The 25,713-nt window shown below is 32.9% G+C and carries 18 protein-coding genes; 5 read left to right on the top strand and 13 right to left on the bottom strand.

Features of this window, described 5'->3' with window-relative positions; all coding sequences use genetic code 11:
• Window positions 1-76: 76 nt before the first annotated feature.
• Genes NHF47_RS06470 through NHF47_RS06460 form a run of 3 tightly spaced genes read right to left on the bottom strand, consistent with a single transcriptional unit; the run spans window position 77 to window position 5,565 of the window.
• The gene (locus NHF47_RS06470) at window positions 77-814 is read right to left on the bottom strand and encodes a hypothetical protein (RefSeq protein WP_252764163.1); all 738 of its coding nucleotides are present in this window, start codon (window positions 812-814) and stop codon (window positions 77-79) included.
• Window positions 815-835: 21 nt separating this feature from the next.
• Complete coding sequence (locus NHF47_RS06465; RefSeq protein WP_252764162.1) at window positions 836-2,314, bottom strand: RagB/SusD family nutrient uptake outer membrane protein; 1,479 nt, start codon at window positions 2,312-2,314, stop codon at window positions 836-838.
• A gap of 14 nt (window positions 2,315-2,328) precedes the next feature.
• Window positions 2,329-5,565: a SusC/RagA family TonB-linked outer membrane protein gene (locus NHF47_RS06460; protein ID WP_252764161.1), complete on the bottom strand. Its 3,237-nt coding sequence runs from the start codon at window positions 5,563-5,565 to the stop codon at window positions 2,329-2,331.
• Window positions 5,566-5,765: 200 nt separating this feature from the next.
• On the opposite strand from NHF47_RS06460, the gene NHF47_RS06455 reads away from it, so the two are divergent.
• Entirely contained in the window at window positions 5,766-6,425 is a 660-nt protein-coding gene (locus NHF47_RS06455; protein WP_252764160.1) for a ribonuclease HII, read from the top strand.
• Window positions 6,426-6,434: 9 nt separating this feature from the next.
• On the opposite strand, the gene lipB is transcribed toward NHF47_RS06455, so the two are convergent.
• Together lipB and NHF47_RS06445 are read right to left on the bottom strand one after the other, a co-directional pair.
• A complete protein-coding gene (gene lipB, locus NHF47_RS06450; protein WP_252764159.1) occupies window positions 6,435-7,139 on the bottom strand; it encodes a lipoyl(octanoyl) transferase LipB in 705 nt (234 codons plus the stop codon).
• Entirely contained in the window at window positions 7,132-7,902 is a 771-nt protein-coding gene (locus NHF47_RS06445; RefSeq protein ID WP_252764158.1) for a hypothetical protein, read from the bottom strand. Before NHF47_RS06445 ends, lipB begins: the two co-directional genes overlap by 8 nt.
• Before the next feature lie 238 nt (window positions 7,903-8,140).
• Between NHF47_RS06445 and lysS the strand changes: the two genes are divergently transcribed.
• Complete coding sequence (gene lysS, locus NHF47_RS06440) at window positions 8,141-9,838, top strand: lysine--tRNA ligase (protein WP_252764157.1); 1,698 nt, start codon at window positions 8,141-8,143, stop codon at window positions 9,836-9,838.
• Between the two features lie 44 nt (window positions 9,839-9,882).
• Here lysS and NHF47_RS06435 read toward each other — a convergent pair whose 3' ends face one another.
• From NHF47_RS06435 to NHF47_RS06420, 4 genes are all read right to left on the bottom strand, one after another.
• Window positions 9,883-10,836, bottom strand: coding sequence for a transporter (locus NHF47_RS06435; RefSeq protein WP_252764156.1), 954 nt, complete (start codon window positions 10,834-10,836; stop codon window positions 9,883-9,885).
• Between the two features lie 15 nt (window positions 10,837-10,851).
• Window positions 10,852-11,889: a cytochrome-c peroxidase gene (locus NHF47_RS06430; protein ID WP_252764155.1), complete on the bottom strand. Its 1,038-nt coding sequence runs from the start codon at window positions 11,887-11,889 to the stop codon at window positions 10,852-10,854.
• A 163-nt stretch (window positions 11,890-12,052) separates the two neighbouring features.
• A complete protein-coding gene (locus NHF47_RS06425; protein ID WP_252764154.1) occupies window positions 12,053-12,832 on the bottom strand; it encodes an MbnP family protein in 780 nt (259 codons plus the stop codon).
• A 115-nt stretch (window positions 12,833-12,947) separates the two neighbouring features.
• Window positions 12,948-13,322 carry a hypothetical protein gene (locus tag NHF47_RS06420; protein WP_252764153.1) on the bottom strand — a complete coding sequence of 125 codons (375 nt, stop codon included), beginning with the start codon at window positions 13,320-13,322 and terminating at the stop codon, window positions 12,948-12,950.
• A 117-nt stretch (window positions 13,323-13,439) separates the two neighbouring features.
• Here NHF47_RS06420 and NHF47_RS06415 point away from each other — a divergent pair, with 117 nt between their 5' ends.
• Together NHF47_RS06415 and NHF47_RS06410 are read left to right on the top strand one after the other, a co-directional pair.
• Window positions 13,440-13,862 carry a Spy/CpxP family protein refolding chaperone gene (locus tag NHF47_RS06415; protein ID WP_252764152.1) on the top strand — a complete coding sequence of 141 codons (423 nt, stop codon included), beginning with the start codon at window positions 13,440-13,442 and terminating at the stop codon, window positions 13,860-13,862.
• 77 nt (window positions 13,863-13,939) lie between these two features.
• Window positions 13,940-14,275: a hypothetical protein gene (locus tag NHF47_RS06410; protein ID WP_252764151.1), complete on the top strand. Its 336-nt coding sequence runs from the start codon at window positions 13,940-13,942 to the stop codon at window positions 14,273-14,275.
• Window positions 14,276-14,331: 56 nt separating this feature from the next.
• On the opposite strand, the gene hemL is transcribed toward NHF47_RS06410, so the two are convergent.
• The 4 genes from hemL to NHF47_RS06390 are packed head-to-tail and all read right to left on the bottom strand — an operon-like array spanning window position 14,332 to window position 19,347.
• Entirely contained in the window at window positions 14,332-15,618 is a 1,287-nt protein-coding gene (hemL, locus tag NHF47_RS06405) for a glutamate-1-semialdehyde 2,1-aminomutase (protein WP_252764150.1), read from the bottom strand.
• A complete protein-coding gene (locus NHF47_RS06400) occupies window positions 15,618-16,487 on the bottom strand; it encodes a glucosaminidase domain-containing protein (RefSeq protein ID WP_252764149.1) in 870 nt (289 codons plus the stop codon). The genes hemL and NHF47_RS06400 overlap by 1 nt, the downstream gene beginning before the upstream one ends.
• Complete coding sequence (locus NHF47_RS06395) at window positions 16,484-17,377, bottom strand: 1-aminocyclopropane-1-carboxylate deaminase/D-cysteine desulfhydrase (RefSeq protein WP_252764148.1); 894 nt, start codon at window positions 17,375-17,377, stop codon at window positions 16,484-16,486. Before NHF47_RS06395 ends, NHF47_RS06400 begins: the two co-directional genes overlap by 4 nt.
• A 59-nt stretch (window positions 17,378-17,436) precedes the next feature.
• Entirely contained in the window at window positions 17,437-19,347 is a 1,911-nt protein-coding gene (locus NHF47_RS06390; protein ID WP_252764147.1) for a T9SS type A sorting domain-containing protein, read from the bottom strand.
• Window positions 19,348-19,743: 396 nt separating this feature from the next.
• On the opposite strand from NHF47_RS06390, the gene NHF47_RS06385 reads away from it, so the two are divergent.
• Window positions 19,744-25,623 (top strand): GEVED domain-containing protein, encoded by a 5,880-nt coding sequence (locus NHF47_RS06385; protein ID WP_252764146.1) that lies wholly within the window; start codon window positions 19,744-19,746, stop codon window positions 25,621-25,623.
• Window positions 25,624-25,713: the final 90 nt, after the last annotated feature.

Genomic DNA, 25,713 nt, shown 5'->3' with positions numbered 1-25,713 from the left:
CTATTCTAAGTTCAAAAAATAAAAAAAGCCAGTGAAAATCACTGGCTTTAAAATTTATATATAATAATCTAAATTATTATAGTGTAAAATTATAACTCACTTCTGTACCAAAATTTCCACCACCAGAAGCTAAAGTTGTAGTACCCGAAGTTAGCATAAATCCACCAGGTGAACTAATACCATCTCCATAATCATCATATACAACTAATGTATAATCACCATCAGGTAAGCAAAACAATTGTGAAAAAGTTGACTGACCAGTATAATCACCAGCAGCAGATGAAGCATATAGAGTAGCTCCTTGATATAATTCCCAGTATGTTTCTTCTGGATAGCTATCAAAAGTAAATGCTAAATTAACAGGATTTTGGAAACAAGCTTCCGTTACATTGATTGTTACTTTATCTGAACTCGCAGTAGCATTTGAATTTGTATACACTGAAGTTGAAGGAGTCAATCTCAAAACTATTTTCACACCACTTCCTAAATTAGTACCCGTAACAGTTACAGGAATTACTCCCTCATTTGCATTACCAGGAATAGTAAAAGTAGCAGGAACAGAATAATATTGTGGATCAGCTGTTGTTTCTGCTTCAACAACATCTACTGAAAAAGTTCTACTTTCTCCAGTTGTATTTGATGCATATACTTTAACATCAAAAGAATCAGTATCATTTAATGCTACACCAAAATTTATCGTTTTCTTCTCAAAAGAGATATAGTTGAAATCTTCTTTCTCATCCTCACTACAGCTTGTTACCACAAATAATGAGCAAATTAAAGAAAAAGTAACGATTATATTTTTAAAATTCATACTTTCTTAAATTTAAGTTGGTTAATTTTGATCGTTGATAAATGGATTATTTAAAATCTCTGCTTCAGGGATTTCAAAACTTAATCTATCATCATTATAAGGTACCTGAACACCTACTTGAAATAAATGGTTAGCTCCTCTATTTATAGTCGCTCTATTACGTTTCATAGCTAAATAAGATTTACCTTCACCCCATAATTCGATTCTAGTTTGTAAGTAAATTTCATCCAACAAAGCTTGACCAGTAAGAGCATCAACATAACTCACATCAGGAATACGGTTTAATAATAACGCTTTTAAACTATTTCTAGCAGTAAGCTCATCACCACTTTTTGCTGCGGTTTCAGCATTCAATAAGTAGAACTCATCTACTCTCATGTAAATATAATCTGTAGTAATATTCCTTTGCCCACCAGCTGCTCTTCCAGGCGCAAAAAACTTGTTTAGAGGTAATTTAGTAGATGCTGAAAACTGCGTTTTACGAACATCATTTGAAGGAATCGCATTATACAAGTTATTATCAATAACTTTTCTATCACCTGCCCAAGCATAACTATAGGTATACACATCCATTTGTCCCCACCAAGAAATCAAATCTAAACCTTGATCAGTAGTTAAGTCCACTCCCCACATCCAAGACGGAGTATTAACATCGTTAAAACCAGATCCTGCACCAGGATAAGCTAATTGACCAGCAGAAGTTACTGGATAACCACTATTATTAATGATATCCGCAGATACTGTAGCTGCTTCTGAATTTCTACCCATAGCTGCATAAGTATAAGCCAATAAACCTTTTGCAACATTTTTATCAACTTGATTTTTTGCTGTACGTGTATAGCTATCTAATAACGAAATCGCATCTGTTAAATCACTGATAATTAAATCATAAACTTCAGCAGCTGTACTTTTTGGTTTTCCAACATTTACAGGTTCAGTATAGATAGGTAAAATTGGTTGAGAAAGATCATAATTATTCACTTCAAATTGTGCTAAATAAAAATAGGCATAAGCTCTTAAAGCTTTAGCTTGTCCCATTAAATATTGATTCTCTTGATTTGGTGGAATAGCATCATTACCACCTAAGGCATCAATTACAACGTTTGTTGAACGAATAATTCTATAATAATATCTCCAAACTACATAATTTTCATTTCTCTTGAAATCTACTGTTACTTGATAATCACAAAAGTTTCTGTACCAATTGTATGTATTCGTACTTAATGCCATATCACCAGTCAACATATCAGACCAGATATCACAACCTTTTTGACCAAAGTCATTGTGACCCGTTGTCCCACCAGTACCAGTTTCAAACATTAATGAATAAATACCCGTAACAGTTCCTCTTAATAAAGCAGGATTATTTACAGAATTTTCTTGTAACTGTTCTTGAGTTATGAACTCAGTAGGTTCAGTTTCCAAATATTCTTTATCACAACTTGTCCCCAATAGAAGCAAGGCAATAAAAACTGGATAAATTAATTTATTACTTTTCATATTTTTTTTTTTTTTTAAAATTCAAGTTTAACACCTAATGTAAAATTAGATAAAGGTGAATATCTGTAAGTATTAGAACTACCATTTTGAGAAGTAGATGGATTAAATCCTTTTCTATGACTTAAAAACATTAAATTATCACCTGTAACATAAACATTCAATTTAGATAACTGTAACACATCAGCATATTTTGCAGGTAAAGAATACCCTAATCTAACGTTATTGATACCTAAATAATCTGCTTTAGTTAAAAATCTTGTTGAAGTAGAATTAACATTCGCATCTGTACCACTAGAAATTCTTGGAATATCTGTGATATCGCCAGGTTGTTGCCATCTTCCTCTAATATCTTCATGCCAGTTATTAGAACCGATTTGACCGTTACCCATTAATCCTGCATAAGTGAAATCATATGAATAACCACCAATACTGTATGTAAACTGAGTTGATAAATCGAAGTTTTTGTAACTTGCACTCACTCTGAAAGCACCTCTAACATCAGGAATAGCAGATTTACCTACAAACTTACTAGTTGCTTCAGCATAAGCAGAAGTAGTAGTTTTAGCTACCGTTGCATCAGGATTTAAATCTAAATACTGAGTTAAAGATTGAATTCTAGTATCACCTGTATTGAAAACACCATCATTATTAGCATCATCAAAATACATATACCACAAACCAACCCCAGTTGCTGAATCTACACCTGCCCATTCTGGCATGTAGAAATCATAAATAGAAGATCCATTTGTCCAACCATAAGGAGCATTTGATGTATCTAATACTTTCGGTAAATCTGTAGAAGGCTCAATTGGCATTCTCGTTATTTTATTGGTTAAAACTTCACCATTAATACCAAAATCTAAAGTAAGATCTCCTGGGTTTTTAGCTTTAATAATATGCGCTTGCACATCAAATTCTAAACCACTGTTTCTTAACTGACCATCGTTAACTGTAATTAAAGCAATACCAGTTGATGGAGCCACACGTCTTTGAAAAATTAAATTATCTACGTTTTTAATATAATAATCTAAATTTACATCTAAAGTATTATTGAAAAAAGTCGATTCTAGACCAACCTGGAAAATTTTAGAAGTTTCCCAAGTTAAATCTGGATTACCATTACCCCTTGGAGGAATAGAATAATCATCATTTAAATTATTTACATCAAAAGTATCATAACCTGGCCATAAACCTGAACCTTCTTGATCTCCAATAATACCATAACTTGATTTAATCTTTAAAAAGTTGATAAACTTCGAATCTTCTAAAAATGCTTCTCTTGACAATATCCAAGATGCACCTACAGACCCAAAAGTTCCCCATTTATCATTTTTAAAACGAGAAGAACCATCTCTTCTTATAGAAGCCGTAAAATAATATTTTTTATCAAAATTATAATTGAATTGACTAAAGTAACTTTCAATAGAAGCTCTATCTGTATAAGAAGATGGAGGGGAAGAAGTCACTAAATATTGCGCTAAATCATAACTATCTAACACAGCAACTTTATTTTTACTTGCTGAAAAGTTAGTAAATTTAAAGTCGTTTGATTCATGCGCCACAAACAATTCAAAATTATGACTTCCAACTTCTTTGTTGTAACGTAATAACTGTAAGAAATCTTGGTTTACATATGCTGTTCTACTTTTAAATAATGATCCAAATTGCTCTGGAGTAGCTGCTGAACCATAGAATGGATTATTTCTATTGTTATATTCTTGATCATAGTATTGAACACCATATCTTGTTTCTAAAGTCAAATCTTTATACAATTTAAAGTCAAAATTGAAAGATCCGTTGAATTCATTTCTATCTGTTCTACTTCTATCAAAAGTAGCATCAGCAATTGCATTGGTTAAACCTCCAAAACCTCTAGATCCAGAAGTACCATCTCCATAATCGTATTGATTACCTCCAAAAATAGGATCAGGAATAAAATTACCATTTGTATCTCTAGAAAATAATGGGTAAATTGAAGGAATATTATCTACAAACCAAAAGATACTTCCAGAATCCGAAGATTGACCATTATTATTAGTTCTTGAACCAGAATACCCAATATTAGCAGATGCTTTCATCCACTTCTTTGGTTGGTGTGATAAGTTTAATCTAGTAGAATAACGCTTGAAGTCAGAGTTAATGATATAACCTTCATCATTTAAGAATCCAAATGAACTAAAATATTTTGTTTTTTCATTACCACCGCTGAATCTTACATTCGCTTCTTGTCTGTAAGAATTTTGAAAACCGTAATCTTCCCAATCTTCAGGATTGTATTTTCTAGTCACACCAGATCTTACTTGTCCAGTAGCTGGGTCAATAAGATCAGCTCCACTAGTCACGTTCCACATGTTATATCCTGGACTAATACCTGAACCGCTAAATAAATTATTATTTGCATAATCTACTGGATCGGCAGCACCTGTAGCAACCCCTTGATTGTACATTGCATTCCATGATAAACTAATATATTCTTCTGGCGAACTAATAGTATTATATCTTGGCAACAAACTAATATTTATACCAGATTTAAATTCAACTTCTATAGAAGAACTTTCTGATTGCCCTTTTTTTGTTGAAATTACAACAACTCCATTAGCCCCTCTAGAACCGTAAATAGCTGTTGCAGTTGCATCTTTTAATATAGTTAAACTCTCTATATCAGATGGGTTAATTGCATTAACATTCCCAGTATAAGGAACACCATCAACTACAAAAAGAGGATCTCTGTTACCATTAACAGAACCAAAACCTCTAATTCTAATTTGAGCTGATGTACCTGGCTGACCAGAAGTTGTAATTACGTTAACACCCGCAACCTCACCTTTTAAAGCTTGAGAAATATTAGAAACTGCTTTTGCTTCAACATTCTCACTTTTAACTCTAGTTGCTGTTCCTACAAACGCTTCTTTTGTAGTAGTACCATATCCTACCACAACTACTTCTTTCAAATCAACATTATTTTGGGTTAACAAAATACTGTATGCGTTTTCTGAAGTTACTAGCACAGAGGAATCATTCATTCCAACGTAAGAAACAACAAGCATGTCTCCCTGATTAGCTTTAATAGTAAAACTACCATTAAAATCTGTTGTAGTACCTTTACTTGTACCTTTAACTACAACATTAGCACCAGCTAATGGGCCTAAAGCATCTGAAACGATACCTGTAACAGTTTTCTCTTGTGCGAACGAAAACTGCATTGTAAACGCTACCAAAAGCGTAAAAATCCATTTAAACTTCGATCTCATATTAATTTTTTATTTGAGTTAGTTATTTCGCAAACTTCTTAATAATTTCTTAAATAACCAAATAATACTTCGGAATATTACTTTTTAAATATGTTAAATATTTAATTATTAATTTGCATTAAACCAATCAATACTAGTTTAAAGATGTTAATTATTCAAAAAGGTTGCGTTAAAAATTATATTTTTACAAAAAAAACAAAATGTTAAGTAAACGTTATAAATCTATAACTTTTGAATGCGGAACCGATGAAGCTGGCAGAGGATGTCTTGCAGGACCAGTAACAGCCGCTGCCATTATTTTACCCGAAACTTTTGAATCTACTCTATTAAATGATTCAAAACAATTATCCGAAAAAAAACGTTTTGAATTAAGACCTTTAATAGAAAAAGAAGCAGTCTCTTTCTCTTTCACTCATATATTTCACCAAGAAATTGATGAAATAAACATTCTAAATGCCTCCATGAAAGCCATGCAAGAAAGCATTTTACAATTACATCCTTTACCAGAATTTATTATAGTAGATGGAAACAGACCCATTTTCTCAAAATTAGGAATAAAGACATCGTACGGAAAAGCATTTACTGAAGAGGAGATTTCAATTTTAAAAAGAATCCCTAATCAAAGTATTGTTAAAGGAGATTCCAAATACTTAAGTATTGCAGCAGCATCTGTTCTTGCCAAAACATACCGAGATGAATACATGGATACAATTCACGAAGAATTCCCCATGTATAATTGGAAAAAAAACAAAGGATACCCTACCAAAGAACACCGTGAAGCCATAAAAAAATATGGCCCTTGCAAATATCACAGAATGAGTTTCAAACTTCTTCCAGACCAATTGTGTTTGGATTTATAATTTCAACTTTTAAGAAGTTAATACAAATTCATTTTCAAACAACACTTTAAAGTGTTTTAAGATTTTTTGTTTAACCAAAGCTTCGTCTACATGAGTATTCAATTCTACATGCATGGATGTAACTGCCTTTCCTTTAATACCGCAAGGAATGATATTATCAAAATATCCTAAATCTGCATTTACATTCAAAGCAAATCCATGCATGGTTACCCAACGACTAGCACGAACTCCCATAGCACAAATTTTTCTTGCAAAAGGAGTTCCTACATCTAACCAAACTCCTGTTTCTCCTTCACTTCTCGTTCCTTTAATATTATATTCAGCTAAAGTCAAAATAATAGCCTCTTCTAAGAACCGCAAGTATTTATGGATATCAGTAAAGAAATTTTCCAAATCTAAAATTGGATAACCCACAATTTGACCTGGACCATGATAAGTAATATCCCCACCTCTATTAATTTTATAAAAAGTTGCACCCTTTGCTTCCAACTGTTTTTCAGAAAGTAATAAATTTTCAATATCACCACTTTTCCCTAAAGTATATACATGTGGATGCTCTACAAAAAGAAAATAATTGGATGTTTCAATGGTTGTATCTTCTCTTCTATTTTGTATTTTTTGATCTACTATCTCTTTAAAAAGAACTTCTTGATAATCCCAGGTATCCTTGTAGTCTTTTTTACCTAAATCTTGAAGTTTTATTTTCTTATTCATAAAATTGCACTTTAAAACTTAAATCTTCTTGATTCTCTAAATCATCTAACAATATTTCATAAGTAAAAGATTTTTTATCCTCACTTATTTTTGCATTTTTTAAAGAAACCGATTTTATTTTCTTTGGAAATGTATATTTCATAACATATGAACATTCTTTCAATGCCTCTTTAAGTTGTTTTGAAAACTCATCATCTCCTAACTCTTCATTTTCAGAAAATCTCTTCTTTTCTCTCTTTTTCTTTACTTTGGAAACAATTTTTTTTTCAAAATATCGCTCATTATAAGTATACGTCGTTTCATAGTTTTCCTTATCATCATCTGCTTTATCCGCTCCCATAGCCAAACTTTTATCCATTTTTGACAAAGCTCCTATACTTTTAAAAGGATTCATGTCTTTAGACATCGCTTCAAAAGAAGGCAACTTCATCCCCATTTCATAAAGAAAAATATCTTTTGATTCATCAACTTTCATATGAATATCAAAATCGGCTAAAAATTCTAATTGGGTTCTAACACTATCTGGAAGTTTTGCAATACTATCTTTATGCTCTGCTAATAGTGCTCGGAAATCTAGAACCGTATCATAAGCTTTTTTACTTTCCTTCGCTTCATCCTCTTTTTTTCCTAATTTTAACATAGGCGAAAAATCAAAACCATATTTTAAATCCACTTCATTTAATTCATTTACAGCTATTGTTTCTTGAATTTTACAACTCACTAAAACAGATACTATACTGATAAGAAAAATTATTTTTTTCATTTTTACAAATTTGACACAAATATACAAATACTTTCCCGTATAGCCCTGACAGAAGTGACATCCTTTTTTTGCATTTTGGCATAGCATACTAATTGCAAAAAAGATAGAACGAATGGCAGGAAAATAGTTAGCAAAAACGAGACAAACCTTCGCTCCAAATAAAATACAAACTTTTGAAGTTTTATACTTTTAAACTTTTAAACTAATACTTATCTTTGCACGCTTAAAAAGAATTTATATGCAACTTTCAGAACAAGAAATCATTAGAAGAGACAAGCTTACAGCTTTACGCGAACTTGGTATCAACCCTTATCCTGCAGATTTATTTCCTGTAAAAGAAACATCGAAGCAAATTAAGGAAACTTTTGAAGAAGGCAAGAAAGTTGTAGTTGCGGGACGTTTAATGAGCGTTCGTGACCAAGGAAAAGCGGCTTTTGCTGAATTACAAGACAGCGAAGGAAGAATTCAGTTGTATTTTAATAGAGATGTAATTTGTACTGGTGAAGACAAAACAATGTACAATCAGGTTTTTAGAAAATTAACCGATTTAGGTGATTTTATTGGTGTTGAAGGAGAGCTTTTTACTACAAAAGTGGGAGCACAATGTGTAATGGTTCATAAATTTACTTTTTTAAGTAAAACATTACGTCCGTTACCTTTGCCAAGAACAGATGTTGACGGAAACATATTTGATGCTTTTACTGATCCAGAATTGCGTTATAGAATGCGATATGTGGATTTAGTAGTAAATCCACAAGTGAAAGAAGTCTTTAAAAAGAGAACCAAATTATTCAATGCTATGCGTTCTTTTTTTAACGAAGCAGGTTACATGGAAGTGGAAACTCCGGTTTTACAAGCCATTCCTGGAGGCGCAGCGGCAAGACCTTTTATTACACATCATAATAGTTTAGACATTCCATTATATATGCGAATTGCTAACGAATTATATTTAAAAAGACTAATCGTAGGTGGCTTTGATGGAGTTTACGAGTTTTCAAAAAACTTCCGAAACGAAGGAATGGACAGAACGCATAACCCAGAATTTACAGCAATGGAAATCTATGTAGCTTATAAAGACTACAACTGGATGATGGAAATGACCGAAAATTTATTAGAATATTGTGCTAAACAAGTCAACGGAACTACCGAAGCTACTTTTGGAGAACATAAAGTAGATTTTAAAGCACCATATGCTAGAGTTACTATGACCGATGCAATTAAACAATTTACTGGTTTCGATATTACTGGAAAAACCGAAGCTGAATTATTTGAAGCAGCCAAATCTATGGGAATCGAAGTAGATGAAACCATGGGTAAAGGAAAATTAATTGATGAGATATTTGGTGAAAAATGTGAAGGCAATTTTATCCAACCTACCTTTATTACGGATTATCCAAAAGAAATGTCTCCTTTATGTAAATCGCACAGAGATAATCCAGATTTAACCGAACGTTTTGAATTGATGGTTTGTGGAAAAGAGATTGCTAATGCCTATTCGGAATTAAATGACCCGATTGACCAAAGAGAACGTTTTGAAAACCAAATGGCTTTGGCTGCAAAAGGAGACGATGAAGCTAATGGTATTATTGATGAAGATTTCTTAAGAGCGTTAGAATATGGTATGCCTCCTACTTCTGGTTTAGGAATAGGTATGGATCGTTTAATGATGTTTTTAACAAACAATGCTTCGATTCAAGAAGTATTATTCTTCCCGCAAATGCGACCAGAGAAAAAAGGTCCGGAATTAACGGAAGATGAGAAACATATCATTGAACTTTTAAAAGCTAACGAAGGAATCTCAATAGGTGATTTAAAAGAAAAAGCAGGTTTAAGTGGTAAAAAATGGGATGCTGCAAGCAAAGGTATCGTGAAACACGGCTTAATGAAAATTAAAGTGGAAGGCGATGCAAAAATTGCTGAATTTCTAGGAAAATAATTATTTATATAAAAAAAGGAACTCAATTGAGTTCCTTTTTTTGTTTACAAACTATAATTGAAATTGATACTCCATCTATAATTAGCTTCCACATTTCCACCTGTTAAATTTTGATGAATCGGCAACATGGCATTGGCTCCCAAAGAGAATCGGTCTTTACCAATTTCAAAACCCATTTTTCCAAACAAAATATCTCCTTCAGTATTTCTTACTTTTTGTTGGTGTTGGTAATTACTTTCATACATTTCTCCTGCAAAACCCAGTTGGGGCACAAAAGAAAAACTTTCGTTTGCTACAACATAAAAAAAGGTACCGCCATAATTGAATTGGTTTCCAAAACGATAATTTTTCTCATTCTCTGTTTTGATTGTATAATTCAACATCGCATTAAAACCGATTTGTTCTTTTCGAAGTATGTATTCTGTTGCTACAATATAATCCCAACTTCCAGTTCCTAATTGGTAACTTGGATTAACGCTTCCGTTGTTTGACTCATTGTACTTTCCTGTTGGTATTTTTACACCACCACCAAGTAATACATGATGTTTAAAAGATAAAGAATCCTTCTTTGTTTTTACAATCGAATAAAATCCTAAAGCTGTAAGATCACCTAGGCCTGAAATAGATTGGTTCCCTGTGTTTGACTCTCGATTATGAAATTGATACGGTAAAAGCAAAGAAACTTGAATTTTAGAAGTAACGGGTATTCTTCCCCATAGTTGAATGGTGTTAAAATTTTCTGTATACCAAGGTGAATTGCTATACAAGCCATCTGTACTTTGATAGGATTGATAAAAATAACGAATCCCGATAAAATTTGGATTTAACATCGAAGAAAAACCCATACTTCCCCCACTTGCAGAACAACCGCAAGCGTCACACTCATCCAGTAATTTGTAATATTTTTTAAAAGGATATTCCAAAGCCAAGCTATCCTTTTCAGAAGCATGAGACTTTGCAAGACCTATTATTAGAAATAGTATTATTATTTTTTTCATCTGTATGTTTATTTTTTAAAATTCTGCAAAACGCGTATCTGTCAAAAACTCATTATCAGTTAATGTTTTCAAGAAAGCGATAATTTTTACTTTTTCATCGGTTGTTAAAGGAATTCCTAAAACACCATTCTGATTTAAACTAGGATCTAAATTTTGAGTATTTACCACACCATTTGCATAATGATCTAAGACTGCTTCTAGAGTAAAAAAACGACCGTCATGCATATAAGGTGCTGTTTTTTCTATATTACGTAAACTAGGAACCTTAAATTTGTACCTATCTTCTTCTTGCTCGGTTACACGATACCTTCCATTATCTTGAATTTGTGGATTAATCGACAGACCGTTGTTTCGAAATGAATTATCTGTAAAAATATCGGTAGCATGACAATTTGCACATTTTCGATTAAAAAGAGTATAACCCTCTACTTCATCTGAAGTAAGTGTTCCTCCAGGTTCATTTCTTCTAAATTTATCAAAACGCGAATTAGAAGAAGTTAGCATCGTCATAAATTGCGCTAATGCTTTTAACATGTTTTCACTGTTAATGGCACCATTTTCAAAAGCTTGTTGGTATAACTTTTTATATTCGGAATCATTTTGCATCATGGTGATAATGTTCCCAATGTTTCCATTCATTTCTACTTCGTTAGAAATAGGGTTCATAGACAACAATTCGATATGATTAGCGGCTCCATCCCAAAAAAACTGGGTTTGATACGCCATATTCTGTATTGGTGGTGCATTACGTGTTCCAATACCTTCTCCCACACCATGACTAAAGGTATGTCCGTGATGTGTAAAAGCGTTTTCTTGGATATGACAAAAACCACACGCCACCACTCCATCAGAAGCTAAACGACCGTCGTAGAAGATTTTTTTTCCTAATTCGAATCCTTTTTCTGTTAAAGGATTGTATTCCATATTATAAGCCAAAGGAGGAAAATTACTGGGCACTTGATAATTTATGGGAATATTTTGATATTCTGAATCTTTATTGGGACTACAACTTACAACTAACAGTAAGGCTGCAACAATTACTATTTTTCTCATTATTTAGGATTTTAGCCCTGATTGAAAGGAATAGCCCGCAGGGCGTATCGTTATATTTTCTTATTTTTAAAAAGCGACCTAAGAAGCTCTTTAAAAAATTGTAGAAAATAAACGATACGACCGAGGACTAGTACTGTAAAGCAGGAATAGCTTCTACTTCTACTTAATCGTTGTGTACATGATGTACTTCAAACATGTTGGGTACATTGTTTGCCATAATATTTTGCACTTTGGCACCACCCATAACCATACCTCCTTCTTCAAAATTAACTACAGTAGTTCCGTCGATAATTTCTTTTAGATTCGCCATAATATGAATTTGAGGTGTAATAGAAGAACGCACTAAAGCTTTTTCAGGTAGATTTAAACTTACTTCCGCATAATTGTAAATTTCCCCCGTTTTTCCTGTATGAACCATAAAACTGGCATCGGTAAAACTTGGTGATGTAAAGGTACCTTCGAATTTAATAAACTTATATCCTGCAGCCCAAGACCAAGTCATCCCTAAGGCATCTGCTCTTTCCCATAAATTGCCTTGTCCTTCACCACCCACATTAAATTGGGCTTCATCAACCCCAATCCCGAAAGTGATTTTTGTATAGTTTGCAGCAGGAATATTGGGCAATGAAAGTAAAGTACTAAATGCATCTGCTTCGTTAACAAAGAAATAGCTATCGGATTTTGGCACTGTATAAGTGGCACCGTCTTCTTTGGTTAAAACAATATTACTTACAATATAAACCACATTAGTTACCTTAACCACTTCTCCATTAGAATTAGCATAAGGTGTATGAAAAGCAAAATTAGCATCGCCATAAATATTATCAAACTCTACTTTTAGCGTTCCAGTAGCCTTAGTAATGTTATCATCATTGTTAGAACAAGAAAATAAGATTGTAGTAGCAACACATAGTATTGCTATATTTTTAATTAGATTTTTCATCTGTAAATTTTTAAATTGTATACATAAGTGATTGTTCCGAGGTAAAAACCTCAGAAAATTTTGAACAGAGTAGCTCGCTGATTAACACAGAATTAACCAGTAATACTTAAAAAAATTAAGAGATGTAAATAGGAGGATGAAAGATAGAATATGCAGCAACAGATTGATACAAATTCTGATAAAAAACATCTTTTTCTTGCATTAAAAAGATGTTTTCTAAAAGAATGTTCCATCTTGCTATTTCGTTACAAAACAAGACTTCGATTTCTTGATGTCCATTTTTTTTGTTGGATGAAATAGGTTTTTCCGATTCAGAAACTTTAGCAAGCTCTTTGGCTAAATGACATTTACCATTACATTTTAGTTCTGGTTTGGTTACATTTTCGCATAATTCTGTTGCTATATATTCATAATTAACAATATAATCCAATACAGGAATTACTGGCTTTACCAGTATAAATAATGCTAACAGGAACATTGCTTTTTTCACGAAACAAATATACCTATTACAAGCTTTAAAAAATAATGATATTTATCATTTTTTTGAAGGGATTAAACCTTTTAAAAGTTTACCTATCTAATTAGTATAAATTTTAAAAAAAGAATTATGAGAACAATAATGTTAGCATTGGTTTTAGCTTTTAGTACGATTACTATGGCACAAAACAAAGAAATGAAAAGGGAAAAATTAACTTCAGAAGAAAAAGTAGCGAAACAGTTAGAAAAAATGACTTCTGACTTAAGTCTTACCAATGAGCAACAAGAAAAAATAAAACCTATTTTAGAAGCTCAAATGGAAAAGAGGGAAAAGAAAATGGAAGAGATGAAAGAAGCAAGAGTAAAAGAAGAAAAAAAATCTAAAGAAGAGCGCGCTAAAAGAAGAGAAGAAATGAAAACCAATCAAGAGTCTTTTAAAAAAGATATGTCTAAAATTTTAACTCCAGAACAATTTGAAAATTGGGAAAAGATTCAGGAAAGCAGAAAAGAAAAAGCAAAGGAGCATATTAAAGAAAAAAGAGGTCGCCACTAAATAAATAATCTTTTTTTTGGTTTAAAGCTAAAATTAATTTAGATTTGGTGTTATAATATTAAAAATTCTATTAAAATATGAAACAAATACTATCCATTTTAGTACTATCATTTATGTTTAGTTTAAGTTCTTTTGCTCAAGAAAAAAGCTTTGCAAAATTTGACAGAGAGCAAATGATTAAAGACACTAACGAAATGGCAACCTATCTTGACATTGACAACAACTTGAAACAATCTCTAATTCAATTAGTTGATATGCGTATTGAGAGTGTTGGTACTGCGACTAATTTAGAAGAAGCTAAAAAAATTAATTCTCAGTTCAATACTAAAATTTTAGCTGGTTTACCACAAGAAAAAAGAGAAAGACTTTTAGAAAATAAAGCCTTACATAAAAAAATAATTTTAGAACTGTAATGTTTTTTTAAGAACATAAAAAATGGGGTTGTACAACCCCATTTTTTTTATACTTTCTATTCTTTCCTTGTCACTTCGTGAATAGATTGGATGGTATAATCTAAATCTTGATAACTTAAAGCATCCGTTATAAACCAAGTCTCATAAGCAGATGGCGCTATATAAATTCCTTTAGCGAGTAAATCATGGAAAAACTTTTTAAAGTGGTCATTATCTCCATTTTTAGCTGTTTCAAAATCATATACTGGATTCGCATCAAAATGAACTGAAATCATTGACCCCACTCTATTAATTGTAAATACAACTTGATTATCCTGTAATACCTTTTGAATTCCTCTTTCTAAATAGGCTGTTTTTTCTTCTAATCTTTTAAAAATACTTTGATCTTCATTGAGGGCTTTCAACATTTCATATCCTGCAGCCATAGCCAAAGGATTTCCAGATAAAGTCCCTGCTTGATATACTGGCCCTAAAGGTGAAAGATAATTCATAATTTCGTTTCTAGCTGCAAAAGCTCCCACTGGCAAACCTCCTCCAATTACTTTACCAAAACAAACAATATCTGCTTTTACTTGATACAATTCTTGAGCACCTCCTTTTGCTAATCTAAAACCTGTCATTACTTCATCAAAAACAAGCAGTGTACCGTTTTGAGAACAAACTTCTCTTAATTGTTGTAAAAAATCTTTATTTGGTGGAATACACCCCATATTTCCAGCTACAGGTTCAATAATTAATGCCGCAATTTCACCTTTATTCGCTTCAAAAAGCTGTTTAACATTATCAATATCATTATACTTAGCTAATAATGTATCTTTTGCAGTTCCTTCAGTAACTCCTGGACTATTAGGCACTCCAAAAGTACTTGCTCCGCTTCCAGCAGCAATTAGAAAAGAATCAGAATGTCCATGATAGCAGCCCGAAAATTTAATTATTTTTTCTTTTTTAGTAAACCCTCTAGCTAAACGAATGGCACTCATACAAGCTTCAGTTCCTGAACTCACAAAACGAATTTTGTCGATATTTGGAACCATAGAAACTGCCAAAGCAGCAATTTTAGTTTCTAATTCCGTAGGAGTACCAAAAGAAGTTCCCTTTTTAGCTTTTTCAATAACTGCATTAACAACAGGTTCATAGGCATGACCAAGAATCATTGGTCCCCATGAATTAATATAATCTATATACTTATTCCCATCTTCATCATATAAATAAGCTCCTTTTGCTTCTTTGATAAATATAGGAGTACCTCCTACCGCTTTAAATGCTCTAACTGGTGAGTTAACTCCGCCTGGAATAACTTCATTAGCTTCAACAAACAGTTGATTACTTCTTTTGTATAACATTATTTTATTTTTATTTTTTGACCAATTGCTAATGTATTATCTTTTAATCCATTAATTTTTTTAAGTTCTTCTACAGATAAATTAAACTTTTTAGACAGCGAATACAATGTATCACCTTGTTGAATTATATAAAGTACTATTGGCTCATATTCAGATTTATCCTCTTGAGCTATAAAATCTTTTTTTGATTTATCTCTTTGTAAAACTTCATCATCGTATTGATCTAATTCATACCTTTCAATGATACCAATTAGTTTTGCAGGATATTTTGGATCTGTAGCATAACCCGCTGCTTTAAGTCCTCTAGCCCAACCTTTGAAATCACCTTTATCCAATTCAAATAATTTATTATACCTGCTTCTTGAAGTTAAAAACAAAGAATGATCTCTGTAGGAATCTGCAGGATCTTGATACTTTCTAAAACATTCTTGAGCAGCATCATCATCATGTGTGATAGAGGGACCATTCCATTCTTTATGGCATTTTATTCCAAAGTGATTGTTTGCTTCTTTACATAATCTTCCATTCCCTGCACCAGATTCTAAAATACCTTGTGCCAAAATAATACTTGCAGGAATTCCATACTGTTGCATATTTTGTTTAGCCACTTCCTTAAACGAATCGATATAAGCATTCACATTGCTGTAAGTAACAGAAACTTTAGAGGTTGCTTCCAACTCTTCTTTGTCTTCTACTTTTTCTTCTATAATTGGCTTGGAAGCACTAATAACTGGATTGGTATTTCTTGTAGTGTTGGTATTTCTAGTTGCAACTGTTCTAGTTTTAGCAGTTGTACTCCTTCTACTTTTTGAAGAACCACAACTAAAAATGATACAGGCTATACCTATATAAATTATTTTCTTTATCATGTGTATTGTAATAGCTCTTTGTTTTTCTTTCCTCTTCTTTGATTGACACCTTGAATACCTTGAAGTCCTCCTGTATGAATTAATAAAATCTTACTATTTTCAGGAAACTCTCTTTTTTGAATCATATCTAAAACTCCAAACATCATTTTTCCAGTATAAATTGGGTCCAATGGAATTGAGGTTGATTGGTAAAAATCATTTAAAAAAGCAATCAGTTCATCCGTTACCTTTCCGTAACCGCCAAAATGATACTCTGAATTCATGGTCCAATTCTTTTTGGTCACAAAATTACAAATTACATCAGATAAAAAATTACCTTTTAAAGCGGAAAAACCAACTATTTTTTGATTTGCATTAGACGCGTTAATAATTCCTGACAAAGTACCACCTGTTCCAACAGCGCAACAAACATAATCAAAATCATAATCCATAGGCTCTAAAATTTCTTCACAACCTTTGATTGCTAAAGAATTGGTTCCGCCTTCAGGCAAGATATAACATCCTGAATAACGCTGCTTTATATCTCTTAGAAAACCTATTTCTTCTTTTTGTGCGTAACTAGTTCTTGAAACAAATTCGAATTCCATACCAAATTCTTTTGCTAGAGATAATGTAGGGTTATCAATTAACTTATGTTCCCATTCTTCTCCTCTAATGATACCTACCGTTGCAATACCATATTCTTTCCCAGCTGCAGCAGTTGCAAGAATATGATTGGAGAAAGCTCCTCCAAAAGTAATGAGCATTTTTGCTTCTATTTTAAGCGCCTCCTCCACATTATATTTCAATTTTCTAAATTTATTCCCCGAAATATAAGGATGTAATAAATCTTCTCTCTTGATATACAATTCTAGATGATAAGGCAAATCTATATCTATTCTTTGATTCACTGCACAAAATAACAAAAAAACCTCGATAAAATCGAGGTTTTCCTTTATTTTTAAAAAAACTATTGTCTTGAAACTACTATTTTTTTATCGATATTTTTATTTTCTAAAGTAGATAAAGTAACAAAATATACACCGTCTAGCAAACCTGCAGTTGAAACTTGAATTTCAGACGCATTTCCTAAATTATTTTTATTCACTACCATTTTTCCAGTAACATCATATAAACTCAAATGTTTTACTTCTTGTTGCATTGGATTAAAGATGGTCAAGAATTGACTGTCATTATTTTGGTAAACCTCAAAAGATTTCACAATTTCATCTTCTAAACCTAAAGTATTTTCTTGATTTTTGAAAGTAATTTCAAATCTATTTTTATAAACCCCTGGAGGAAGTGTTATACTAAAAAAACTATTTTTAATATCGTAATAAATGTTTGTTTCTTTATCATGTAAAAAGATATCTTGAGCAAGATTGAAATTAATCAATTCATTCACGCTCACTTTAAAAGTAGTTTGAATATCTGCTTTAAAAGCAATTGGCATTTTTTTATCAATATCAAAAGCTAAAGTTGAGATTACAAATTGTTTATCCCCTTGCAATGGAAAATAAACATCTCTTGGCAAACTCGATTCTGGAGTAATCGCATCAAATGCTGGGTCATAATTATCTGAAGCCATTTCATTAAAAGCTAAAGCCGTTTCTCTCGTATATTCATCATTCATTATCGTATGAATTTTAAATTGAGGAACTTGTTCTTTCGTGAATTGAGTATAATCAACATTAGCTATATTTGGTATAGGACTCCAATTTCCATTAGAAACTTCATCATTTGAGGAACGCTCAAATTGAGAATTATTTTCAGGTGCTTCTTTTACAAAAGCACGATATAAATTTTTCATCTGTGCATTTCCAGAACTCACAACTCCTTGTATCATAAAGCCTTGTCCAACTGGGGCAAACATTCTTAAATAAGCATTAGCAGTCGAAGATCCGTTAGAATTAGGAGTACCATCAGAATTATAAGTGTTCCAAGTAGCTGGAGTGTATGTACCAGGAGAAAAAGCTGTTGCTCCATTAGCTACATATACACCATATCCACCAACATATTCAGACACATAATGAGAAGTTGCAGGTTTTTGATGTTCCCAAAAATAGGCATTACCATTGATTATAGGTGAACCTGTCAAGGTATAAGCACCTGTACTATAATTTACTGTATATCCACTATTCTCTAATAAAAATAAATTTAAATTGATTGCTGAAGGATATGGATTCCCCGTTAAAGTCCTATTTGGGTAATCTGGACCTGCTGCATTACCAACAGGTATAGAAATCAAACCTTCATTTGGCTTTCCTCTAAAATCATATCGTTGATTATTTCCAGGGTTATTTGCAACACCTTCATTAGTATCTACAATTACTGTATCAGTACCCGAAACCCCTTTCATCGTAAAACCTTCCCCAGGATTAATTGTGGAAGCATTACCTACATATGCCCATTGCCCATATTGATTGGATTGAACAAATTTATAAATCCATCTTGAAGCAATTGATAAAGAGGAATTAGTAGCCACGCCATCTAATGTGCCACTAGGAAGAATTGTAGCCGGTGAACTAGTAATTAGCGCTGTAGGTCTATTCAATCTCGTAATTCCAAAAGCGGCATTTCCAACAGAAGCTGATGGCACACCTACTGGAGAACACCAATAATTATAACCATATTGATTTGAGGTTCCTTCTTGAAAAACGGATAAATTCCCCAATCCACGATTACTACTTGTTGTTGTATTTCCTTGAAGTAATTGGGAACTATTTCTCAAATACATATTGGCATTATTATCAAGATTAACATCCTGACCCACATACACATACGCATTATTAACAAAAACATAACTGTTCGGACTCACATACATTTGCGCATTCATATCCAAAACAAATAAAACTAAAAAATAAAATAATATTTTTCTCATAATCAAGAAATTTTATTAGTACACTTTGTAAAAATAATTAAAAATTTATAGCCACTGATACTTAACAGATTAAATACCAATAAAATCTTTAAAATACATGTTAAAGATACTAAATTATATCTTATGAATTTATAAAATTACATATAAAATCATACTTGATTATCAAAAAAAAACCGATGAAAAGCATCAAAAACAGCTGAAACATACTTTTTTTAACATAAAATACAGATAATCTATTGGTTATGTTAAAAAAAGAATTATTTTTGTACTAGCTTATGGTTAAAAATACGCTAAGAACCAGTAGAAAAAATTACTAATTTAACCAAATCGTCTATGAAGTTACTTTACTCATTTAATGAGTTATGCTCTTTTTTTGCCCAAAAAAATCATAACTTAATGAAAAACAATTTTTTAATTGTTTTATTTGTTCTTTTATTCTCGACCGTTACTTTTGGACAACTTAACAATTGTGGAGATGGTGCGACAGGAGAAATAATTGTTGGAACAAGTTGCACACCCGTTTCTTTTGATTCAACCAACAATACAGATTACTGGGATGGTGCTTCTGGTTGCAATGCTCAAGACAGAGATGATGCATGGGGTTGGTTTGACGCTACATCTAATTCAACTACTATTACATACAACAGTACAGGAGATGCTATTTTACATTTATTTACTGGTACGTGTTCATCGGGAATGACAGCAATAGCATGTTCAGACAGTACTTGGTTTGGTGATGAAACAATAACGTATGCAACAACTCCTGGTGTGAGATATAGAATACGTATTCAACAGTATAATTCAAATAGTAACATGACTGGAACTATTTGTGTTTATTCTAATATTCCTGCACCTACAATTTCTAGTTTCACACCTTCTAGTGGATGTGTGGGTTCTACTTTTAATATAACTGGGACTAGTTTTTCAACTGCAACTGCTGTTACAATTGGAGGAACAAATGTAACTTCATTTACTATTAATTCTGATACTTCTATAACGGCAACTGTAGGTTCAGGAACTACTGGTTTTGTACGTGTTACAAATCCAAGCGGCACAGCAACTTCTTTAGGTATATTTAGTGTTGTTGCAACACCAACTATTACTTCTCAACCCGTTTCTACTTTAATTTGCAAACCAGGTAACGGATCATTTAGTGTTACCGCTACAGGTGCTACATCTTATCAGTGGAGAAGAAATGGAGTAAACTTAACCAATACAGCTCCATATAGTGGCGTTAATACGGCTACTTTAACGCTTACAGATCCTGCTTTAGCCATAGCAGGCTCATTTGACGTTGTTGTTAGCAATGGATTCTGTTCTACAACTTCTAATACCGCTACATTAACCATAGACACAACTCCTGTTATTAGTTCTCAACCGACAGCAACATCCATTTGTGAATCGGGAAGCGGTTCTTTTAGCGTGACCGCTACAGGTGGAGCTACATACCAATGGAGAAGAAATGGCGTAAATTTAACCAATACTGCTCCATACAGTAATGTTACAACAGCCACTTTAACAATAACCAATCCTACAGCTGGAATTGCAGGTAATTTTGATGTTGTTATTACTTCAACATCTGGATGCACAACAACTTCTTCAGCTGCAGCTTTAACTGTAATTGCTACTCCAGCTAACCCTGGAAACCCAACGAGCAACTCTCCTCAATGTAACCCAACTGGAGTTACATTAACAAGAACAGGAACTCCTCCCGCAGGAGAAACTTGGTATTGGCAAACTACTTCAGGAGGAACAAATACAACTAATAGTGCTAACACATTTGTAGTTAATACCTCAGGCACTTACTATATAAGATCAAGAAATAACGTAACAGGATGTTGGAGTATTGGAGAAGGTAGCTTAGCAGTAGTTGTTAACAACGCTCCTACAGCTATTGCAACCACACCTAGCCCAACAACTTCTACTTCTGGAATATGTTACATGGGATCTGGTGCCGTATCAAGTATTTCATGGGCAGCGGTTGCTGGTGCAACGTCATATGACGTTTATTTTGGAGCCGGGAGCTTACCTGCTGTAGTAACTACAAACACAGTATCAACATCCTATAACACTGGAGCTCTAGCCGCTTCAACAACATATTATTGGAAAATTGTACCAAGAAACGCTTGTGGTATTACTACTGGCACGCCAGTGGTTTGGAATTTTACCACTACTGACAAACCTTGTTATTGTCCTTCAACAGGAAGCACAAGTTCATACGGAATTACAGGCGTTCAATTTAACACTATCAATAACACATCTACAGCTACCAATGTTGCTTATTCTAACTTTACAGCAATTTCAACAACCGTTTTAAAAACAGTTTCATATAATATAAATGTATTTGTAAATACAAATGGTAACAACACAAACTACCAAACTGTTTGGATTGACTGGAATGGTAATGGCTTATTTACCGATGCAGGAGAAACATATAACTTAGGTACTGCTACTAATACGGCAAATGGTCTAAGTTCTGCATGTCCTTTATCAATAACGGTTCCAGCAGGTGCTATCACAGGACAAACAAGAATGAGAGTACAATCTAAACTTGGTTCAGCAACTGGTAGTTCATGTGCAACTGGTTTTAGTGGAGAAGTAGAAGATTACACTTTAGATATAATACCAGCATCTCCTTGTAGTACTCCTACAGCACAACCTACAGCCTTATTGTTAAGTCCTACAGGAACTTTTATATCAGGTTCATTTACACCTGCATCGCCAGCGCCAAATAATTATTTAGTAGTTTATAATACTACGGGTACGGTACCAACTCCTACAAATGGCTCAACATATACAGTTGGTGGTACCATTGGAGCTGGAAACATAGTAGTTTCTACAGATAATAGCACTAGCTTCACCATTTCAGGATTAACAAACACCACTACCTATTATGTTTTTGTATTCTCTTACAATTCATTTTGCACTGGTGGACCAAGATACAACACAACTAGTCCATTGAGTGGTTTTACAACCACAAATACACAAAATTATTGTACTCCTTCTGTAACTTCAGGATTACAATCTGCAAATTATATTTCTCAAGTGGATTTTGTTGGAAACTTAACCAACTCAAGCAACACCTCTACTTTCTCTACGAATCCAGCTGGATTTCAAGATTTTTCTTCTTTAACTCCAAAAGCAAGTCAAGCCCAAGGAGAAGGAGTTAATATATTTGTAGACACGAATAGAAATACCGCAGTTTACATGAAAGCATGGGTAGATTGGAACAAAGACAATACGTTTGATAATACCACAGAAATTGTTTATCAATCAACTAGTGCCTTTTTAAATACTACTTTTGGTTTTGTTGTACCAACTGGAACAACACCTGGTGACTACAGAATACGTATTAGAATTAACGTAGGTAGCAATAGTTTTACTTCTTGTGGCAACTTAAATAGTGGTGGTGAAACTGAGGATTATACCTTCACCGTTATTGCAAATTGTGCAGCAAAAATACAAACGATTGCTTCTGCAACGCGATGTGGAACAGGTACTGTTACTTTAGGAGCAACAGGAACTGCAGGAACAACCCAATACAGATGGTATTCTGCAAAAACGGGAGGTGTATTAGTAGGCACATCAAATACTACTACTTGGACTACTCCTTCTATTTCAACAGATACTCCTTATTATGTAACGGCATTTAATGGCACTTGTGAGTCATTATTCAGAACACAGGTTATAGCCTATGTAAAACCCGTTTCAAATATTACTTTTACAACCTCCAATCCAGAAGTATGCGGAGAAGAAAGTATAATTGCTCTTACTGCTAGTAGTACAACTGAGAGAATCACACTAATTGATGAAAATTTCGAAAGCGGTTTAGGTGTTTTTGCCAACAACAGTATCGCTAGTCCTAATACAGCTATTACCAACTGGCAAATTAGAAGTAGTACTTACGTACCTCCTTACCCAACCTATCCAGTTTGGTACCCTGCTATTTCATCTGGATTTAGTCCGAATCAATTTGCTATGACCACTTCTGACTTATCAACTGGTGGAAGTTCATTTGGAAAAGTAGAAACAGCTTTAGAATCATCAGCAGTTAACACCACTGGTTTCTTAAACCTTACGTTATCTTTCAGAATGTATTTTTCAAGTTATTATGATGCCAATAGTGCAACTGTTGAATATGTAATTGTAGAATACAAAAATGGAAGTGGAGCATGGACCGCAATTCCATCTGCGATATTTGTATCTGATGTAGGAATCGGAAATCAATTTGCAACACAAACATACGACTTAAGCTCGTATACTAATATTGCCTCTTTACAACTTAGATTCAGGTATAAAGCAGGTTGGTGTGATGGAGTTGCTATTGACGATGTACATTTATATGGCGACAAACCTTTAACTCCTGCGTTTACTTGGACAAGTGCCCTACCTGTAGATGCTTATATTGATGCCGCTTGTACCATTCCTTATACATCTGGTACTCCAATTTCTACTGTATATATTAAACCAACAGTAACACAATTAGAAACACCAAGTTATTCGTTTACTGCTAATGCCAATTTAACTAATGGTTGTTCTACTAGTTCTACGATTAATGTTACCAATAAAACTAAAATTTGGAAAGGTGGCTCTTCAACTGATTGGAATGATGCCAATAACTGGTCACCTGTAGGAGTTCCTGATATAAACACTTGTGTAATTATTTCTAACACAGGAGTGAATTCAGTATTGAACACAGGTGCAAATGGAATTGGAAAGAATTTAACCATAAAATCTGGCTCTACTTTAAATGTTCAAAATAGTAAAGCTTTAACTATAAAAGAGTTTATTGTAAATAATGGTACATTTAATTTAGACAATAATACAAGTGTTATTCAAATTGACAACACTCTTAACTCTGGATCAGGAATAACTACAATGACCAGACAAGGAGTTACAACTAACACTTATGATTACATCTATTATTCATCACCTGTTAGTAATTTCCCAGTAACTAGTTTACCTGGAAGCCCAAGATACGTTTGGCAATCAACAGTAAATAGAGCTCCTACATATCCAAGTAATTTTGGTACATGGGTAAGTGCAAGTGGCAATATGACTGTTGGTAAAGGATATATATCTAGACAAGGTGTAGCTGGAACAAAAATTGTAAACTTCACAGGTACTTTAAATAACGGAAACCTAAGTATTCCTGTATCTAGAGGCACTTACGATGGAGCGAATTACACTGGACCAACTACTACTCCAGTAACAAAAGACGATGACAATTTAAATCTTATTGGTAACCCATATCCATCTGCAATTAACGCTATAGATTTCTTAAATACCAATACTAATCTTGAAGGTTTCGTAAAAATTTGGACACATGGAACAGCAGTAAGCACTTCTACAACGAGTCCTTTTTATGAAAACTACCAAAGTAATTATTCTATTAACGATTACATTACTTACAATTCTACTGGTACCTCATCCGGTCCAGGTGTATTTGGAGGACTTATAGCTTCTGGGCAAGGGTTCTTTGTACAAATGAAACACACTTCTGCTTCAACCACAGAAAATGTAAATTTCACAAATAGTATGAGAAACGCAACATATAGCAATAGTCAGTTCTATAGAAATGCTACCAATGAAGTAGAAGCCAACAGAATTTGGTTAGACTTAACTAAAGAAAATGGCCCTTCAGTAAGAACTCTAGTAGGTTATATTACTAACGCAACAAATGATCTTGATCGTCTTTATGATGCTCCAGCAGTAGATAAAAATTATTTCGATATCTATTCTATCCTTAATTCAGATAAAAAATTAAACATTCAAGGAAGAACACTACCATTTAATGAAAATGATCAAGTAGCAATAGGAATGTATATTGCTCAAGACGGGAATTATACTATCGGAATAGCTGCTGTTGATGGTCTTTTCGAAGATTCCAATCAAAACATCTATTTAGAAGATCTTACTACTGGAATTATACACAATTTAAAACTTACTCCATATCGTTTTAATTCAAATTCTGGAAACATAGATAATAGATTTATCCTAAGATACAATAACTCTAATAACTTAGGAAATCAAGATTTTGAAACGAATGAAAATGATATTTTAATCTTAACGAGTGATCATCTAACTATTAAATCATTAGTTAAAAATATTGAATCGATAAAAATTCATGATATTTTAGGCAGAAATATTACAACTATTAACCAAATTAATTCTCTTGAAAAAGAAATTAAAAATATTCAAAAGAATAATACTCCTTTACTTATAGAAGTAAAATTAGATAATGGTTTTACTATGAAGAAAAAGATTATCTTTTAATATCAGTTGAAAATAATGTCTTGAAATGGAAAGCCAGTCTATGACTGGCTTTTTTATTGTATTACCTCTAAACAAATTTTAAAAAAATAA

Origin of the sequence: Flavobacterium sp. NRK F7 (assembly GCF_024054195.1) — a bacterium.
In the GTDB taxonomy this organism is placed as follows: domain Bacteria; phylum Bacteroidota; class Bacteroidia; order Flavobacteriales; family Flavobacteriaceae; genus Flavobacterium.
Note: the sequence above shows the minus strand (reverse complement) of the source record. Positions and strands in the feature narration are given on the sequence as shown.